Annotated in this window: 14 protein-coding genes and 2 pseudogenes; 4 read left to right on the top strand and 12 right to left on the bottom strand. The window is 33.2% G+C overall.

All coding sequences use genetic code 11. The features are described 5' to 3' along the window. Positions 1-6: 6 nt before the first annotated feature. Complete coding sequence (locus JBKA6_RS03055; protein WP_096685751.1) at positions 7-579, bottom strand: cytochrome c oxidase subunit 3; 573 nt, start codon at positions 577-579, stop codon at positions 7-9. Beyond that, positions 579-1484 (bottom strand): heme o synthase, encoded by a 906-nt coding sequence (gene cyoE / locus JBKA6_RS03050; RefSeq protein ID WP_096685749.1) that lies wholly within the window; start codon positions 1482-1484, stop codon positions 579-581. Before cyoE ends, JBKA6_RS03055 begins: the two co-directional genes overlap by 1 nt. Before the next feature lie 118 nt (positions 1485-1602). Between cyoE and JBKA6_RS03045 the strand changes: the two genes are divergently transcribed. Further along, positions 1603-2163, top strand: a complete 561-nt coding sequence (locus JBKA6_RS03045) for a 1-acyl-sn-glycerol-3-phosphate acyltransferase (RefSeq protein WP_157776905.1) — start codon at positions 1603-1605, stop codon at positions 2161-2163. Here the strand turns inward: JBKA6_RS03045 and nadC are convergent. The 5 genes and pseudogenes from nadC to JBKA6_RS03020 form a co-directional block, all read right to left on the bottom strand. Beyond that, positions 2160-3023, bottom strand: coding sequence for a carboxylating nicotinate-nucleotide diphosphorylase (gene nadC, locus JBKA6_RS03040; protein ID WP_096685745.1), 864 nt, complete (start codon positions 3021-3023; stop codon positions 2160-2162). The two genes, JBKA6_RS03045 and nadC, sit on opposite strands and share 4 nt — an antisense overlap. 71 nt (positions 3024-3094) lie before the next feature. Then, complete coding sequence (locus JBKA6_RS03035; protein ID WP_096685743.1) at positions 3095-3811, bottom strand: ABC transporter ATP-binding protein; 717 nt, start codon at positions 3809-3811, stop codon at positions 3095-3097. Further along, complete coding sequence (gene pgi, locus JBKA6_RS03030) at positions 3808-5460, bottom strand: glucose-6-phosphate isomerase (RefSeq protein WP_096685741.1); 1653 nt, start codon at positions 5458-5460, stop codon at positions 3808-3810. Before pgi ends, JBKA6_RS03035 begins: the two co-directional genes overlap by 4 nt. 316 nt (positions 5461-5776) lie before the next feature. Continuing rightward, positions 5777-6775, bottom strand: a complete 999-nt coding sequence (locus tag JBKA6_RS03025; RefSeq protein ID WP_157776904.1) for a sialidase family protein — start codon at positions 6773-6775, stop codon at positions 5777-5779. 289 nt (positions 6776-7064) lie between these two features. Continuing rightward, a pseudogene (locus tag JBKA6_RS03020) lies at positions 7065-7421 on the bottom strand (magnesium chelatase subunit ChlI family protein); the annotation flags it as partial. Positions 7422-7821: 400 nt separating this feature from the next. Here JBKA6_RS03020 and JBKA6_RS03015 point away from each other — a divergent pair. Continuing rightward, positions 7822-9357, top strand: coding sequence for an ATP-dependent nuclease (locus JBKA6_RS03015; protein ID WP_096685737.1), 1536 nt, complete (start codon positions 7822-7824; stop codon positions 9355-9357). Positions 9358-9758: 401 nt separating this feature from the next. On the opposite strand, the gene JBKA6_RS03010 is transcribed toward JBKA6_RS03015, so the two are convergent. Then, the gene (locus JBKA6_RS03010) at positions 9759-11297 is read right to left on the bottom strand and encodes a YifB family Mg chelatase-like AAA ATPase (RefSeq protein ID WP_096685735.1); all 1539 of its coding nucleotides are present in this window, start codon (positions 11295-11297) and stop codon (positions 9759-9761) included. 1289 nt (positions 11298-12586) lie between these two features. On the opposite strand from JBKA6_RS03010, the gene pruA reads away from it, so the two are divergent. After that, the gene (gene pruA, locus JBKA6_RS03000) at positions 12587-14215 is read left to right on the top strand and encodes an L-glutamate gamma-semialdehyde dehydrogenase (protein ID WP_096685731.1); all 1629 of its coding nucleotides are present in this window, start codon (positions 12587-12589) and stop codon (positions 14213-14215) included. A gap of 114 nt (positions 14216-14329) precedes the next feature. Here the strand turns inward: pruA and JBKA6_RS02995 are convergent, their stop codons facing one another. Beyond that, the gene (locus JBKA6_RS02995; RefSeq protein WP_096685729.1) at positions 14330-14782 is read right to left on the bottom strand and encodes a hotdog family protein; all 453 of its coding nucleotides are present in this window, start codon (positions 14780-14782) and stop codon (positions 14330-14332) included. 87 nt (positions 14783-14869) lie between these two features. On the opposite strand from JBKA6_RS02995, the pseudogene JBKA6_RS02990 reads away from it, so the two are divergent. Beyond that, positions 14870-15564, top strand: a pseudogene (locus JBKA6_RS02990) (IS1595-like element ISIse1 family transposase). Between the two features lie 17 nt (positions 15565-15581). Here the strand turns inward: JBKA6_RS02990 and JBKA6_RS02985 are convergent. From JBKA6_RS02985 to sufC, 3 genes are read right to left on the bottom strand one after another with little or no spacing between them, the layout of a single operon-like run. Next, positions 15582-16796, bottom strand: coding sequence for an aminotransferase class V-fold PLP-dependent enzyme (locus JBKA6_RS02985; RefSeq protein ID WP_096685727.1), 1215 nt, complete (start codon positions 16794-16796; stop codon positions 15582-15584). A gap of 26 nt (positions 16797-16822) precedes the next feature. Then, positions 16823-18088, bottom strand: a complete 1266-nt coding sequence (gene sufD / locus JBKA6_RS02980) for a Fe-S cluster assembly protein SufD (RefSeq protein ID WP_096685725.1) — start codon at positions 18086-18088, stop codon at positions 16823-16825. A gap of 6 nt (positions 18089-18094) precedes the next feature. After that, entirely contained in the window at positions 18095-18832 is a 738-nt protein-coding gene (gene sufC, locus JBKA6_RS02975) for a Fe-S cluster assembly ATPase SufC (RefSeq protein ID WP_096685723.1), read from the bottom strand. Positions 18833-18923: the final 91 nt, after the last annotated feature.

Here is an 18923-nt window from a genome sequence, read left to right as displayed (position 1 = left end):
ACAATATTATATTACAAAATAAAAAAATGAAACCAAATATAACCACAAAACGCCTAAAAAATGCCAAAATATATTACCCAATGACATTCCTAAAATCCCCTTATCCCTATAAACACCTCTTAGATTATTAATTATCATAAATAAAAGAGATATAATTCCTGCCACTAAGTGAGCTAGGTGTAAAATAGTTATGATATAGATAAAAGATCCAGCTATATTGCTATTTTCCCCTGTGAAATATACTCCTTCATCTATTAATTGCCCAAACCCTATGAATTGCAACACAAAAAAAAGTATCCCTAAAAAAAGTGTGATGAGCAAGTAGACATTAGTAGCAGAAACCTCCTTTTTTTCTGCATATTTCTTAGAAATATGAATCGTTAAACTACTCAGTACAATCACTAAAGCACTCCAGTAAAAAGCTGAAGGCAAACGGACAGACATCCAATCCTCAGCCTCCCTTCTAACTATTACGGCACTAGTCAGACCAGCGAAAGTCATTGTCAAACTGACCATAGCAAAGTACAAAAGCATCTTATATGTTAAAGCTTTTTCCTCTTTATCTCTAGTTATTAGCATTATTTCATAAGATTATTTATTACATAAACTAACTGAACCAAAGGTAAATATATCAACCCAGCAAACATTAGATTCCTAGCTGATGAATCATCCTTTCTATCTATCAACCTTATGGAAAAAGATAAAAAACCAACACCTGATAAAGCTATAATAGTAGCTGATACATAAGATATCTTTAAACTATTAAACACATCCATAACGGGAAACACAGAGATGGGAATCAGACAGAGTGTATATAAAAATATCAAAGACATGACCACTCCATCTTTTTCTTTAGAAGGCAATAATTTGAATCCAGACCTTTTATAATCTTCGTGTAACAATATAGCAACCGCCCAAAAATGAGGGAACTGCCAAATAAACTGAAAAGCGAATAAAAATCCCGCTTCAACACCAAAACTATTGGTAGAGGCAACCCAACCTAGGGCAGCGGGCATAGCTCCAGGAAAAGCCCCTATAAAAACTGATAATGGAGTCACAGATTTCAAAGGGGTATAAGCAAATACATACAAAATAGAAGATAATCCACTAAAAATTGCAGCTTTAGCATTTAGGCTATACAAAAGACACAAGCCTATGCTGATAAATGAAAAACCTATAAAAAGACTCTTATCTACTGATATCCTACCAGATGGTAAAGGCCTGTTTTTAGTGCGATTCATCAACTTATCTAAGTCTCTTTCTATAATTTGATTGAATATATTAGATGAGCCCACAACTAGATACCCCCCCAATATCAACTTTAATAAGCCGTACCAATCTATGGTGGTTGATGCCAATATATAGCTACATACAGAAGAAAATACCACGCTGAGAGAAAGGCCGAACTTAGTCAATTCTTTAAGTTCAGAAAACGACACGCTAAAAGCCCTAACCGAAAGGGCGCTTTGAATCTTAGTGAACATACCGTCCGCGAATGTAAAGAAGATATTCGGGAAGAGTAAATAATTTTTATAAAACTTATGAACTAAAGGATATTTTTTCCGCATCTTTGCAGGCAGTTTTTTTAATTTACTGATGAATATGAAAAAATGCATAGGCGCTATAGGACTCTTTTTACTAGGTTGGAAAGTAGATTTTAAAAATATCAAAAACGCAAATGGAATTATAATAGGCGCCCCTCACACATCGAATTGGGACATGCCAATAGGATTGTTTTTCATATGGAGGACTGGAATAAAAACTAAGTTTTTAATAAAGGAATACTACACTAAATCCTTTTTTGGTTTTTTATTTAAGTGGTTGGGAGCTATAGGGGTTAAAAGGGGTGAAGGTATAGATAACTCTTCTTTGATAGAAGATATAAACACTTACTTGAACAGCAAAAAAAACGCCGTAATTGCAATTGCACCTGAAGGAACACGAAAAAGAGTCGAAAAGTGGAAAACAGGATTCTACAGAATAGCAAAAAAGGCAAACAAACCTGTTTGCTTGGGATATGCAGATTATAAAAAGAAAATTATAGGCATAGGACCTATAATTAAACTAACTGATAGTGTAGAACACGACATGACCTTAATAGAAGAATTCTATAGAGACATAACACCTAAAAATCCAGATAACTTCAATCCTAAAATATTCTAACCCTGTATAGCTTTGAGACTCATATCTATACTATTTATGGAATGAGTCAGCTCTCCTATAGATATATAATCTACTCCACACCGAGCATATTCTAACACATTACCCTTATCTATACCTCCTGAGGACTCTACCTCTAATTCCCCATTGATAATATTTACAGCCTCTTTAGTATCCGAACAAGAAAAATTATCTAACATAATTCTGTCTACCCCCTCCTTTACACTCATAATCTCTATTACTTCATCTACATTTCTGGCTTCTATCTCTACTTTTAATTTTAGATTATTACTCTTCAAGTAATCCGTTACTTTACTGACAGCCTTTTTAATACCTCCTGCAAAGTCTATATGATTATCTTTTAGCATTATCATATCGTAGAGCCCAAAGCGATGATTCTCCCCACCACCTATCTCAACAGCCCATTTTTCTATAACTCTGGCATTAGGTGTGGTTTTTCTAGTATCTAAAATAGAGACATCAAAATCTTTGACCAAATTGACGTATTCCCTAGTATTAGAACTGATAGCACTCATACGCTGCATGCAATTGAGAACTATTCGCTCTGATTTCAATATGGATTGAGGATTACCCCTTATGATAAATGCTATATCCCCCTTTTTTGCCAATTGACCATCGCTCATAAAGACCTCCATATCTAAGTCAGAATCTACCCTATTAAAGATTTTATTAGCCATATCGACTCCAGATAAAACGCAATTACTCTTAATCAATAATTTGGCTTGACTCTTAAGCCCTCTAGGAACACATGCTATAGAACTGTAATCACCCCCTCCTACATCCTCTCTTATAGCACTGTCTATAAATATCTCTATCTCCTTATCAAAACAATTTTCTAACATAGTTTATCTGACTCTAAAATAAATTCTATAACGCACTCGTCTTGATAAATTAAAACAGACAGAAAAAAATGTTAACTGCTGACATTTTTAATTAAACTGCTAAAAATACTTTTTAAATCTCCATGGGGATTTTTTTTAAGATCCTCCATCTTAATATCTCCAACTATGCTTCCCCCATCTATAAAAATAATTCTATCACAAATATATTCTACCTCTTGCAGTATATGAGTAGAAAATAAAATCGTTTTATCTCCTTTAAATTTCTTTATCAGAACCCTAAAATCCTCTAACTGATTAGGATCTAAGCCAGTCGTCGGCTCATCTAATATCAAAACCTCTGGAGAGTGAATCATAGCTTGAGCCAAACCTATCCTCTGCTTATAGCCCTTAGATAATTTATATATTTTTTTGTCGAGCTCTGTCCTGAGATTTAACATATCTATTATATCTTCTACTCTTTTCTTAGAATCATCCACTCTATAGATAGCAGCTACAAAACACAAATATTCCCTTATGTACATATCCGTGTACAGAGGGTTATTTTCAGATAGATAACCTATTCTGTTTTGAACTTGTTCTGTATCTGTCTCTACATTAAAGCCCGCTAACTCCGCTACGCCATCACATGCTGAAATATATCCGTTCAATATCTTCATAAGTGTAGACTTACCAGCTCCATTAGGACCTAACAATCCTACTATTTCTCCCTTAGGTATATCGAAAGATACACCGTTTAATATCCTTCTCCCATTAAAATACTTACTTAAATCACTAACTTTTATACTCATATTATTTGTTTGTACGCATTTATAAGTCCATTTGTAGAACTGTTATGAGATTGTATTTTTCTCTCATGGTTTAACTCATCCAATATATCAACAGCTATATTTTTACCTAATTCCACACCCCACTGATCAAAACTGAAAATGTTTAATATCACACCTTGGGTAAATATCTTATGCTCATACATAGCTATAAGACTACCTAAACTCCTAGGAGTCAGCTCCTTTATCATAATAGAATTACTAGGTCTATTTCCCACAAATAGACTAAATGGCTTTGTACAATTTATTTTGTTATCATCTATCCCTATTTCATCACTTTTTGAATCTCCTTGTGTAGAACTATCTATTTTTCCCATCATAAGTGCCTCTGTCTGCGCAAAGAAATTAGACATCAACTCTTTGCTGTAATTGTTTTTTTTATCAAAAGGCTTTACTACAACTATAAAATCAGAAGGTATTATTTTAGTTCCTTGATGGATTAATTGATAAAAAGAGTGTTGCCCAATTATGCCATCGCCCCCCCAAACAACTGGACCTGTTTGATAATTTACTCGTTTACCACTTCTATCTACACATTTGCCATTGCTCTCCATACTCAACTGTTGAATATATGGAACAAAATATTTCATACATCTATTATACGTGAAAATAGCTTCGGTATCCATTCCAAAAAAATTATTATACCAAATGCCTATCAGAGCTAATATCACAGGAATATTTCTATTAATTGGAGTGTTTCTAAAATGCTCATCCATTTGGTGACCTCCTCTGAGTAATTCTTTAAAATTATCGAATCCTATGTACAGAGATATAGTTAACCCTACAGAACTCCAAAGAGAATAACGACCTACAACCCAATCCCAAAACTCAAATATATTTTCTCTACAAATACCAAATTCAAGTGCTTTATCTATATGGGCCGTTACCGCTATGAAATGTTTTGATATACAACTCTCATCTTTGGCCGTATCTAAAAACCACTTCTTTACTAAATTGGCATTGATGATAGTCTCTCGAGTAGTAAAAGTTTTAGATGCAACTATAACAAGTGTAGTTTCAGGGTTTAAATCATCTAACACACCCCTTATATAAGCTTCATCTATATCGTTTATGAAATGTATATTCAGACGCGTTTTATAGCACTCTAAAGCTTTACATACCATTGTGACTCCAACACTAGACCCTCCTACCCCTATGTGTACTACATCTAAAATATGTCTGCCAGAATACCCTTTCCACTCCTTAGAAATAACTGATTCGCTATTTTTTTTTATGCGCTCTAATACCTTCTCTATATCGTTATATATGCTCTCACAACCCAAATAATAACTACTACTATCTCTACTTCTAAGGGCGGTATGAAGAACAGATCTGCCCTCTGTAAAATTTATGTTTTCCCCATGGAACATCTTCTCAATAGCACTACACAGATTCATCTCTTCAGCTAGTTTAAACAAGTAATCTAAAGTCTGTTGTGTTATTATATTTTTGGAATAGTCTATGAGTATATTATTAAATTCCACAGATAGTTTCTCGAATCTATTTTCGTCATTAGAAAATAAATCCTTCATATGAACTGGCTTGATAGAAACAAAATGCTCCTGTAGTTTTTTCCAAAATTTTGTCTCGGTGGGATTTTGTATTCCTAACATTTATACTATAAATCAGAAAAAACAAAATTAACAATATTTATAACCTGAGTTGAATTAATAAAAAAGCTCACCCCCTTGAATTTATTGGGATTTAAGAGGTTGTCGGTGTGACTACTTAATCAATTTTATATACTCGTGAAGCTATTTAGTCGAAATTTTACACTTTTTACACAGAGATATTCAAATGACTATAAATATAATTCTATTTAATCTTAATAAGATCAAGCCTTTTAAGTGTTTTTAACAAATAACTTATTAGTTAAATAGAAAAAACGCATCTAATTTTGATTCAAAATATTTTAAAAATGAAAAAAAATTATCTATTTATAATTGCAGTCCATATACTCAAACCCGTCTCTTTGTCGTAACGAGTCCACACAGGTCTTATAACACCATTATAAGCACTGATATTGTTGAAATCTCCAAAAAAGACATCTTCAGGGATTTCTTCAAATGGTTTTTCTGATATGACTTCATTTTTCCATGTAATACCACCATCTTCAGAAATGGCTAGACTTACATCTGTTTTTAAACCTTCGTAATTACTTCGATCGTAATAAACTATATATATGTATCCAGTGATAGGATCGACGCTCATCCAAGTAAAAAACTGATGAGACTTAGTGTTGTCCTGATTTACCCGTATAGGCTCAGACCAATTATCACCTTGATCTGTAGACTTAGATATCCAAATATCCGTATTGTCGCTTCCATTTCTCTGATCGCTCCAGTTTACATAAATAGTTCCTCTATATTTACTATCACTTCTATCTACACATGTAACTGGAAAGCCATTGCATCTACCTATGCCAGATATATGACCTTTTTTTCCTTTTTGTTTAGATATGACAAGTCCATCGTAAAACCAAGCTTTCCCATCGTCTAAACTCTTAAAATATTGGCCATCGTGATAGGAATTTATATTTTCAAGTTGAGTGAATTCATGGCATTTACCCATGCCTAATATATTCTGACTTCCTCCTCCTTCTTGTTCAGATATAACGAGGCTGCTATTATATAACCACGACTTTCCATTATCTAAACTCTTATTAAAATATATTTTATCATCATACGACCATGAGACATATATTTCACCATTTAATCCATAAGCGGATGCTGATGCTTTAGACTCCTCTTCAGATGTAGAAGACATAATCCTTTCTACTTCCCAAGTATTACCTCCATCAAAAGAGTAACAATAACAATCTAAAACAGCACCTACTATCATGTTTTTTGTATTGGTAGTATCTATATCTATATGAGGCTCACAAGGTCCAAGCCATCCATTCCCTTCTAACTCGGAATAGATCATCACATTTTTATACTTATTTTTTTTAGGTATAGAACAGGAACAAAAAAAAGACATGGATACTACAATCAAACAAAATCTTATCGCCATTGTTGTTATATTGTTATAAAGTTTAGAGATCATCTTTAAGCCAGTAAATTTAAAACCTGAGTTTGATATTAATATTGTTTCAAAACAACTTAAGGGGATTTTTTCTTAGCCATTTTAACGGACGAAATTACACATTTTCATTGCGATAATTAAATCTACATTCACACTCTTTTAGGTAAAAAGTGCAAAGATGATTCTATCTTTTCTATCTCATCCATCCTTCTCTATCTAAGCTTCTGTATTGTATAGCTTCGGTGAGATGTCTGACTTGTATATTTTCCAAACCTTCTAAATCAGCTATCGTTCTAGACACTTTTAATATTCTATCGTACGCACGGGCTGATAGATTTAGAGTATCCATAGCTCTTTTTAAAAGATCTTTTTCTATATCTGATAATTTGCAAAAATCTTCTATGTGTCTTTTGTTCATCTGAGCATTGTAATTGACATTATCGCAATGTTGAAACCTCTCTGTCTGTATATTTCTAGCTCTAACAACTCTCTTTCTTATTTCACTGCTATTCTCTGACTTTTCATCTTTTGATAACTCTTCGAAAACTATGCTCCATCCGATATGGAACAAAAAGCAAAATATGACATGTATAGTGGTAATCTACTTCGGAACTTTGTAAACAATCAGTTACAATCTATTAAAACAAAAAAGAAAATCTCTATAGGTACCAAAAGAATGACCAATCATCCAACTAAAGGGTCACAAACAGGTCTGTAGACCTCATAAGTAGTGTAAATAATACCTCAACAAAACCCGTTACAGTTGACAGTGGGAAGAAACAATATCGTAATATGATGAACAACGAGGGTAGTCTATTCTTGCAACCACTTCTGGAAGAAATAGAGCGAATAAAGCAATTAATGATTGATTAGTTCTTAGGTATATCTACGTAGGATATTTTGTGTTTTAATTTCTAAATTTATCGGCTTCAACAAAGTGTTAATTAGCAATGATAAAGAGTATTCGTATTGTCAATTTTAGATCGATTAAAGAAATCTATATTGAGCCAAACCCTCTATGTGCATTGATTGGTGCAAACAGTGTAGGAAAAACAAATGTTCTGAAGGCTTTAGATTTAATTTTAGGTGAAGGGTGGGCTACCAAAGCTAAGGTTGCAAAAGAGCTATTCAATAATACAAATAAACCTATCAAAATCAGAGTTGACTTTAAAACCCCCATCGAACATTCGTATTATGAGAATACTGTCAAAATAGACTATATCACTTTGTGCATGAAAATGTACCCAGAATTCAAATGTAAAGTACGCCTAAAGAATAATGACGACACAAAAGATTATTATGTCAGTGATGAATTTAAACGAAAATGTCATTTCATTCACATACCATCGAATAGAGATTTGAATAGTCAGTTAAGAGTGACCAACTGGACATTACTAGGGAAACTAATGCGTGAAGTCTATAAGAATTATGTAAATCATTACAAAGGTGATGAGAAGGAGTTAAGGAATGAATTTAAAGAACATATGGATAAGCCCAGACAATTCTTAGAAAAAGATTTTGATAAAGACAGTCTTACATTCAAGAAGTTTGCAGATTCTTTTACCAGTCATTGCGCCACCAACTCAGTTGGACTCGCTTCTGGGATGAAGCCAGAATTGAACATCTACAATCTTAACTGGTTTTATAAAACACTGCAAATTACGCTTACAGAAAACGATTCGAAAAAAATATTTGATTCTGATGAGGTGGGTTCTGGAATGCAAAATCTAATATTACTTTCCATATTCCAAACTTATGCAGAGCTTATGGGTGGTAATGTAATATTTGGAATTGAAGAACCCGAAATTTATTTGTACCCACAAGCTCAGCGAGCACTGTATAAGAGTTTTCAAAAGATTACAGAAACCTCTCAGATACTCTATACTACACACAACCCAAACTTCATTGATGCCCTTAGAGCATACGAAATAGAAATTCTTACCAAGGACAAAGAAAATGGTACAATAAATACCAAAAAGAATAATAATTTCATTAATAGAATTGAAGCAGGAAAGCAGCGGTTCAAAATCTACTCACATTTCAATACTGAAAGAAACGAAATATTCTTTGCTAAAAAAGTAGTTCTAGTTGAAGGTGATTCAGATAAAATATTCTTGCACCATGTTATTGAATCGCATTGGGGTATAGACTTAGATAGGAATGGTATTTCTATCATCAGCTGTAATGGAAAAGGTGGTGTGTCCTACTTCACGGGATTATGCATTGCAATGGGGATAACAAAGTATTTCAGTATATGGGATGAAGATGAAGCTTTGGACAACTCAAAGCTTCTTGAGAATACACTAGAATCTAAGAAAGGTATCCAATTGTCACCTAATCTTGAGGAATATTTGAACAATAAATTAGGTGCAAGATTAACTGGAAAAAATAAAATAAATGAAGCATACAAAGCAGCGGATGAGGACATAAATGCGGAAAACGCTACAGAATTATTTGGAGAATTAAAGGCATTTCTAGAAGCATAATCGTCAACACATTTTGTTAGATTTTATCACCATCAATATGCCGATCAAAGGTGCTTATTGGATTGTTTACTGTACCATTCTGCACCTAGGTTAGCACGTCATTGGACTAATTTATAACTGAGAATCATGTTCCCTGATTAACCTGGATTATCCATGGTTATATTTCATATTTGATATTAGGTGTTAATTTTAAGGGATTTTAACGAAATCTAGACCACTTTAGATATTCCCCAAAAATGAGTAATAAAAATACATTGTTTATAACCTGAGTTAAATTGACAATTACTTGGAAATACTCTATAAAAACGATAGATTTAACCTGAAAAATTTATATGACTATGAATAGTCTGGTTTAAAATGAACTATATAGATAAAAAAATCAAAGATGATTCTATCTTTTTCTATCTCATCCATCCTTCTCTATCTAAGCTTCTGTATTGTATGGCTTCGGTGAGATGTCTGACTTGTATATTTTCCAAACCTTCTAAATCAGCTATCGTTCTAGACACTTTTAATATTCTATCGTACGCACGGGCTGATAGATTTAGAGTATCCATAGCTCTTTTTAAAAGATCTTTTTCTATATCTGATAATTTGCAAAAATCTTCTATGTGTCTTTTGTTCATCTGAGCATTGTAATTGACATTATCGCAATGTTGAAACCTCTCTGTCTGTATATTTCTAGCTCTAACAACTCTCTTTCTTATTTCACTGCTATTCTCTGACTTTTCATCTTTTGATAACTCTTCGAAAGGCACGGGAGCGACTTCTATATGAAGATCTATTCTATCTAAAAGAGGACCTGATATTTTACTAAAATAACGTTGCATTTCTAATTGCGATGAACTAAAGTTGTTATTTGTATCTGGAAAATATCCCGAAGGACTAGGATTCATAGAAGCTACAAGCATAAAACTAGAGGGATACATCACTGTGAACTTAGCTCTAGATATGATTATTTCTCTATCTTCTAAGGGTTGTCTCATAACTTCTAAGACACTCCTTTTAAATTCTGGCAACTCGTCTAAAAAGAGAACTCCATTGTGAGCTAATGATATTTCGCCTGGCTGTGGATAACTTCCTCCACCTACTAATGCTATATCAGATATGGTGTGATGAGGTGACCTAAAAGGGCGTTCTGTCATAATAGAAATATTCTTTTTTATATTTTTAGTAACACTATATATCTTAGTTGTTTCCAATGCTTCGCTTAGAGTTAAGGGAGGTAATATAGATGGTAATCTCTTTGCCATCATAGTTTTGCCCGAGCCTGGAGATCCTATTAAAATGATATTATGTCCTCCTGCAGCAGCCACTTCTAATGCTCTTTTTACACTTTCTTGACCTCTTACATCTTCAAAGTCAAATTCGTATTTACTGGAAGTTTCTCCAAGGATTTTTTTAATATCTATCACATAGGGCTCCATAGATTTCTTCTTTGACAAAAACTGAGCTACATCGACGATATTATTCATCCCATAAACACTTATTCCATCTACTATAGCTGCTTCTTTTTCATTTTGTTTTGGAACAATCAACCTTTTAAAGCCTTCTTCTTTGGCCTTTAATGCTATGGGCAACACTCCTTTTATAGGTTGTAGATCTCCGTCTAGAGATAATTCTCCCATTATTAAATACTCATCCAATTCTAGAGCTTCTATCTGTTTGGAAGAGACTAAAATACCTATAGCTATACTCAAATCATAACAAGCCCCTTCCTTTCTTATATCTGCAGGAGCCATATTTATGGTTATCTTCTTACCTGGCCAATTAAAGCCATTGTTCTGAAGAGCAGAATATATCCTCTTGCTACTCTCTTTTACTGCATTATCTGGCAAACCGACTAGATAAAACCCCACCCCTCGATTTATATCTACTTCTATTGTTACTATATATGCGCTAATCCCATATAGGGCGCTACCGTATGTCTTTGTCAACATATTGAAATATGATTTTTTATTCTCTAGCCAATATATCTAAATAAATCATATCTGTTTAATCCTCAGTATTGACAATCCAGATCATATCAATACTAGCTTAATAAATATTTTGGTATTCTTATGAATTGATTTATTTATAGAACTCATATTTTTAACCTGTTGTAAGCCCCATTTTCCCTTTAAAAGCTGTATTTATGAAAGGAGACAGGCCTTTTTATTAGTGGGGTCTGGATCTATGAGAGTATCGGCTCTATCTTTTCAAAGACTTATTGAAAATACCTTGTCTTTCATATGTGAGCAATAATCACATTGAAACTCATCATTAACAAGTAAGACCTTAAATTTTTTAATATGTGCGGAATGCAGATTATTTACATCTGCCATGTTCTTCATCTTATCCACCGTGGTGGATATTATCCTGTTTATTTTATAAGCATAGCTATTAAGGAGGTTTTCAAAGGACTCTGCGAAGATATCTGCGGTCATAGCATTACCTCTTATCTTGTAGGTTCTTATCTAAGTACTTGTCTTTTATGTATTTCGTTAATCGTATCTTGGTATCCTCATCTGTTACGAACTTCCCTAAATACAGTATATCGTTATTTTTAAAGTAGCTCAGTGCTTTGAAATCTGTTACTCCCAAGGGCGTGTATTGTGATTTATCAGCAATATCGCTATGATATTAGCGGCCAAACAATAATAGAAAAAGTTCTATTATAAGCAGTGTAGCTATTAAGCAAAAAATTAGTTTTATAGCACTATAAATTAGTTCCTTAATACTATAAGCTAGTTTTATAATGGTATCAATAAGTTCTTTAACAGTATTAATAAACTGTTTAATAGTATCAATAAATTCTTCCTTCGTCATAATTAAAAATTATTAAAATACCCTCCGTGATTTCTCAGCAATATCGCTATGACATTGCAGCAAATGTAACAAATGTTTATTGTAAACTATAGCAGTAGTTTAATTTTTTATATAACTGCTACTATCCTATCCCTGCTTTTTCAAGTTCAATAGAACTCATATTTTTAACATGTTGCAAGCCTCTTTTTTCCTTTAAAAGCTGTATTAATAAAAAGAGATACGCCTTTTATATTAGCAGAGTCTATCAATGAGGGTATTGGCTCTATCTTTCCAAAAACTTACTGAAAGTTGATAATCATCGACTGAGGTTGTTTTAAGAGTGAAATAATCTCAAATAGTTACCTATAGGTTATAAAAAATAGACTTTAAAAAACATACCTTTGCCTAAGTCCACTCAATTTAATTTTTTAATCTTAAGACAATGCCAAAAGGAGTTTTCAATGTTCCAATAGCTGTAAATGAACCAGTAAGAGATTACGATAAGGGAAGCTTAGAAAGAGAAGAAGTTCTAGATCAATACCAATCTTATTACCAAGGCGGTATAACCATATCTCAGTGTATAGGAGGTGAAAAAATAATAACTGAAGATTTGGTTGCTATATCTCCTCCACATGATCACCGACACATAATAGGTCATTACTACAGAGGAAGCCAAAAACATGTGAGAATGGCCATAGACAATGCCTTAGCATCTAGGGAAAAGTGGGTTAATCTAAGCTGGGAATACAGAGCTAGTATTTTCCTAAAAGCAGCAGAATTGATAGCGGGCCCGTATAGAGCTAAGATAAACGCATCTACTATGATAGGCCAATCTAAAAATATACATCAAGCTGAGATAGATGCTGCTTGTGAATTTGTAGATTTTCTCAGATACAACGTAGAATATATGAGTAATATATACAGAGAGCAACCTGAGTCTTCTGAAGGAATATGGAATAGGTTGGAATACAGACCGCTTGAAGGCTTTGTATATGCTATAACTCCTTTTAATTTCACCTCAATAGCTGGGAATCTATGTGCCTGTGTAGCTTTAATGGGAAATGTCGTGGTTTGGAAGCCATCTGATAATCAAATATTTTCAGCTCAGGTTATATTAGATGTGTTTAAAGAAGCTGGGCTTCCAGATGGAGTGATAAATATGGTCTTGACCGATGGAGAAGAAACAGCTAAAACTGTATTTAAAAACCCTCATTTCTCTGGAGTACACTTTACAGGATCTACCTCTGTCTTTAAAGAGATTTGGAAAACTATAGGAGAAAACATCAACATATATAAATCATATCCTAGAATAGTAGGCGAAACGGGAGGAAAAGATTTTATCTGGGCACATCCATCTTCCGACACACAATCAGTTGTAACGGCTATTTCTAGAGGAGCTTTTGAATTCCAAGGACAAAAATGTTCAGCTGCTTCAAGAGCGTATATTCCAAAAAGTCTCTGGGCTAAGATTAAGGAGAGTTTAATAGAAGATGTTAATTCTATGAAAATAGGCAGCCCATATGACACTTCAAATTTCATAAATGCTGTTATAGATAAAAAGTCTTTTGATAGACTTTCTGCTGTAATCGATAGAGTGAAAAATGACAAAAACGTAAACATCATAGCTGGGGGCACTTATGATGATTCTAAAGGATATTTTATAACACCAACTGTTATAGAATCTAATGACCCAGAGTATTTTACAATGACCGAGGAGCTCTTCGGCCCTATAATTACCATTTACCTCTACAATGATGAAGATTGGAAAAAAACATTAGACTTGGTAGACGAGACGTCTCCATACGCTCTTACAGGAGCTATCTTCTCTAGAGATATATACTCTATTGAATACGCTACAAAAAAATTGACAAATAGCGCTGGAAACTTTTATATAAATGATAAACCAACAGGCGCTGTGGTAGGTCAACAACCATTTGGAGGAGCGAGAGCATCGGGAACAAATGACAAAGCAGGATCAGCTCAAAACTTATTGAGATGGGTCAGTCCTAGATTGATTAAAGAGACTTTTATCCCTGCTAAAAATTATCGATACCCATTTTTAACAGAGTAGAAATTGTAATGCCCTTAGTTAAAGGAAATTATTAAAAAAACGGATGCCAATTTGAAAATTAGCATCCGTTTTTATTTTAAATATAAAAGCTGAAATTTTAAACTCTACTAGACTTTATTTAACTTTTATACTCCATTGGTATTCAAATTTTGAGACAGTGTTATTGTCTTGGTCTACACCCTCTGAAACCATATTTATTTTCTGTGGTTCTCCAGTAGATATAGACTTAGATATGGCTTCTTTTACAAGGTTGCCATCCAAGCAGGTAAAGGTGATCCTCCCCCTAGCCTTCTTCATAAAAGAACCTTTTTGACCTATCACTAACATGGATACATCTCTATGACTTCTCTTTATATACTTCATAAGTAACACTCCTGTAGACAATTCAGAAGCCATTCCTTGCACTGCCCAATACATAGATCTAAAAGGATTTTGATTTATCCATCTATATTTTACCCCCACCACAGATTTATCAAAATTTAAAAATTTTACTCTCGTTCCAGATAAAAAAGCTAAAGGAATTTTGTATATCAAAAACAAATTCAATCGTAAGGGCGTTAATTTCATAAAAAACTATTTTGATTTACAGACGAAAATAATGATTAAATAAGGTTCAAGACAACTTAAGGTAAATTTACATGCGTGTAACCCCTTATGTTATCTATGAAAAACAAGTATATAATTCGTTCAAGAATTTCTGAGGCAAAATTCAGGTCTATTTTACGGTTATTTTGCCTAGATATTGAAGCGAAAAAAGTTAGTAAATTGACTAATGTAAGTCGTTATACTATCAACAAAATTTTTGACAAATTACGTTTGTTAATTGTTCAAAAATGCGAAGAAGAAAGTCCCTTTAATCAAGGGGAAATAGAATTAGATGAGAGTTATTTTGGAGCTAAACGAGTTAGGGGAAAAAGGGGACGAGGATCAGGAGGAAAAGTTCCAGTATTTGGTATGTTAAAGAGAGAGGGTAAAGTTTATACACAAATTGTAAAAAACTGCTCATCATCAGTAATAATGCCTATTATAGAGAGCAGAGCAAGTAAAGAAAGTACAATTTATACTGATGGATTTAAGTCTTATGACGGCTTGGTAAACTATGGTTATAAGAGGCATTATAGAGTAAAACATAGTGAAAATGAATTTGCTAAAGGAGTAAATCACATTAATGGAATTGAGAATTTTTGGGGACTATGTAAAGTTCGATTATCCAGGTTTTAGAGGAGTCCATAAGCACAAGTTTTATTATCATCTAAAAGAGTGTGGAATTGAGGTTTAATTATCGAAATGAAAATTTGTATTTTTGTATGTTAAAATGGATAAGAAAAAATCCCCTTAAGTTGTCTTGAACCTTAAATAATAATACTTAGGATAATATTTTTATAGCTCTTACAAGGGCTTCTGACATTTTATCTATTTCCTCTTTAGTGTTATACATAGCAAGAGATAATCTAGCTGTTCCAGATATATCGAATCGTTTCATAATGGGTTGCGTACAATGATGTCCTGTTCTAATAGCAATGCCCATTTTATCCAAGATCAAACCCAAATCGTAGTGATGTATCTTATCTACGTTGAAAGATATAACCCCTATCTTTTCAACAGCCCTTCCATATATCTTTAATCCACTTATGCTCTGTAATTTTTCAGTGGCATAATAGAGTAATTCATCCTCGTATTTTGATATATTTTCTAGCCCTATACCACTTATATAGTTAATAGCTTTTTCAAAAGCTACAACACCCTCTATATTAGGTGTGCCAGCTTCAAATTTATTAGCAAGACAATCGTATGTAGTCTTCTCAAAAGAGACTTCTTTTATCATATTGCCTCCTCCTTGATATGGAGGCAGCTTATCTAAAATTTCTTCCCTGCCATATAGAACTCCGACTCCAGAGGTCCCATACATTTTATGGGCAGAAAAGACATAAAAATCTACATCTAAATCCTGAACATCTACTGGTAGATGAGCCACGTATTGAGCTCCGTCTATGAGTACTTTAGCATCGTATTGGCGAGCTTTATCAATTATTTTTTTTATATCATTTATCACCCCTAAGGTATTAGAAGCATGGCTTATAGCTATGATACTTGTTTTTTCAGATAATAGTTTTTCATATTCGCAAAAAATCAGCTCTCCTGAGTCTTCTATTGGAATTACTCTTAAAATAGCGCCTGTCCTATCACACAACATCTGCCAAGGAACGATATTTGAATGATGTTCCAAATGAGATATTATTATCTCATCACCTTTTTTTATTTGCCCTGTAATACAACTAGCCACTAAATTTATACTTTCGGTGGTTCCTTTAGTAAATATTACCTCATGGGAGTGTTTTGCATTTATATATTCTTGAACTGTTTTTCTAGATAGTTCAAATCTGTTGGTAGCTTCTTGACTTAGGGTATGAACACCTCTGTGAACGTTAGAACTTTCCTCTTTATAAAAGCTATCGATGCAATCTATTACACATAATGGTTTTTGTGTGGTAGCTGCATTATCAAAGTATATTAAATCTTGTCGATTAACCTTCCTTTTTAATATTGGAAAATCCTCCCTTATTTTTTTTACGCAAAACACGACTATAATATTTTGATTAAAATAACTCAGACATCTATCCCAAGTTTTTTGGATACGAAACTCTCTAAGTAATCTTTTAATTGAGGGATATGGATATTTTCTAGTATTTCACTGAAAAAAGCATACATGATCATTCCTTTGGCTACTTCTTCTCTCATACCTCTGGAACGCAAATAAAAAATGGCATCTTTATCCAACTGTCCAACCGTACAACCATGAGAACACTTGACATCATCTGCAAAGATTTCAAGTTGTGGTTTGGTATTTATCTTAGCCCTGTCAGACAACAATATATTATCATTTCTTTGAAATCCAGAGGTTTTTTGAGCATCCTTATGAACTATCACCTTACCATTGAAAACACCTCTTGAATTATCGTGGTAAATACCTCTATATATTTCATTACTATCACAATTTGGCAGGCGGTGTTCCACACAAGTGTGATTATCTACGAGTTGATTATCAGATAAAATACTAATTCCATATAAGTTCGCAGTTGAATGTTGTCCATCTAAATAAAAATTCAAATTATTTCTGATAAACTCACTCCCAAAAGAAAAAGTTCCAACACTTGCAGTACTACCCTTTTCTTGAGAAATAAAAGTATTATCTATCAAAGAATTAGTAGAATCGTCCATCTGTAATTTGTACAATTCACCACGTGCGTTTTTATCTACAAAAATCTCTGTAATATAGTTTACAAATACGTTTTCAGAGAGACTTTGATGTCTGTCTATAATCTTTATTTCGGCATTTTCATTTACTACTACCAAATTTCTCAAACTATTTATAGCTGGAGTATCGTGAAATGAAATATTTAAAATTTCTACAGGTTTATCTACCGTAGTATTGGCTGGCACCTCTATAAAAACTCCATCGTGAAACAGAGAAGTATTCAAATCTGAAATTATATCTCTGCTCAGTATTTTAGAGAAAAATTTCTTTACACGTTCATGGCTTGTATTTTCTCTTATGCTACTTATATTAAAAAACTCAGGCACACTAGAGAGTTCCTTAGAAATAAGCCCATTTATGACTATCACCCTATAAGTATCCATTCCCAAAAGATACTTCTCAAAATCATATTTTTCAGATGTATTTCTATTTAATTCTAAATTGTATTTTTTGGATACTATTTTAGATAAATCCGTAACCTTCCACTCCTCATCATTTACAGTGGGAAAATCACTTTGGGAAAATGACTCTACGGCATCTAGTCTAAATTTTTCTAAATCAGACTTAAAGTTTTTCTCATCAAAAAAGGATAGTATATGTCGTTTTAATTCAGTCATTACAGCTTATTTTAACCAATCATATCCCTTCTTCTCCAACTCCAATGCCAAATTTTTATCACCACTTTTTATTATCCTACCATTGTGAAGCACATGAACATAATCTGGAACTATGTAATTTAGCAATCTCTGATAGTGAGTGATTAATATAACAGAATTGTTTTCTGATCTTAATTTATTAACTCCATTTGCTACTATTCTCATAGCGTCTATATCTAAGCCCGAATCTGTTTCATCTAAAATAGACAGGGAAGGCTCCAACATGGCCATCTGAAATATCTCATTTTTTTTCTTCTCTCCTCCAGAAAACCCTTCGTTTAAGGATCTAGAGAGAAAATCCATATCGATTTCTAATAGAGAAGCTTTTTCCTTTATCATCTTGAGCATCTCCTTTGCTGGCATATCTTCTAGTCCATTAGCCTTCCTTTTTTCATTTACCGCTGTTTTGATGAAGCTTATAACTGAAATTCCACATATTTCCACTGGGTATTGAAAAGACATAAAAATACCTCTATGAGCTCTTTCCTCTGGAGATAATTCTAATATATCCTCTCCTTTAAATACTATATCCCCTGAATCTACTTCATACTCTTCTTTACCAGTTATAACAGAGCTAAAGGTACTTTTACCAGAGCCATTAGGGCCCATTATAGCGTGCACCTCACCTACATTTACCTCTAAGTTTATCCCTTTTAATATTTCCTTACCTTCGATAGAAGCTCTTAAATCTTTTATACTTAACATTACCTTCTGTTAATTTTTAATCTTTAGTATTTAAATATTTGTTTATTAAATTCGAATCAATGTTATACTCAGATGAGTAGTCATAATACAA

Source organism: Ichthyobacterium seriolicida (assembly GCF_002369955.1).
Taxonomy (GTDB): domain Bacteria; phylum Bacteroidota; class Bacteroidia; order Flavobacteriales; family Ichthyobacteriaceae; genus Ichthyobacterium; species Ichthyobacterium seriolicida.
Note: the sequence above shows the minus strand (reverse complement) of the source record. Positions and strands in the feature narration are given on the sequence as shown.